This is a genomic window from Paraburkholderia sp. BCC1876 (assembly GCF_902833695.1).
Taxonomy (GTDB): Bacteria; Pseudomonadota; Gammaproteobacteria; order Burkholderiales; family Burkholderiaceae; genus Paraburkholderia.
The window spans coordinates 1-444 of record NZ_CADFGI010000097.1 but is presented as its reverse complement, the minus strand read 5'-3'; the positions used below and the strand labels follow the sequence as shown (position 1 = coordinate 444).

Sequence of the window (444 nt, the reverse complement as noted above, 5' to 3'; positions counted from 1 at the left end):
GCCGGTCGGCAGGCCTTCCGGCGTCGGATGCGCAAAGGGGACGCGCACGCTGAGCAGCGACGTGCGCGGATCGCCTTCCGCGATTTCCGCAAAGTCGTGGTTGAAGCTGATGAAAGCCTGATGGTCGCCCATTCTGGCAGGGAAGGTTCCCCAGGCGTCGGTCATGTGTTTCTCCCGTGCACGATTGTCTGTTGACGGTTGCAAAGCGTCCCAATGTATCATCGAAAATCGCGTTGACCGGAGGGGCGCACATGATCGCGAGTCTGGGCATCCTGGTGCCGGTCGAAGACGATCGCTTTCGGGCGGTGGTGGATTTCTACCGTCTGGCGCTTGCGCTGCCGGTTCACTCCGAAGGCGTGTCGGCTGCGGGGAATCCGTGGCACCGCTTTGTGATGGGCGGAGCAACGCTGACCGTTCACACCGGCAGCGGCGGCAGGTTTCCGT

Annotated in this window: 1 protein-coding gene and 1 pseudogene; one reads left to right on the top strand and one right to left on the bottom strand. The window is 62.8% G+C overall.

Annotated features, from left to right (window positions below; translation table 11 throughout):
- A pseudogene (locus HWY05_RS37955) lies at window positions 1–222 on the bottom strand (DUF695 domain-containing protein); the annotation flags it as partial.
- Between the two features lie 29 nt (window positions 223–251).
- On the opposite strand from HWY05_RS37955, the gene HWY05_RS37950 reads away from it, so the two are divergent.
- Window positions 252–444 (top strand): hypothetical protein (locus HWY05_RS37950; RefSeq protein ID WP_176061505.1); only part of this gene is annotated, 193 nt, incomplete at its 3' end.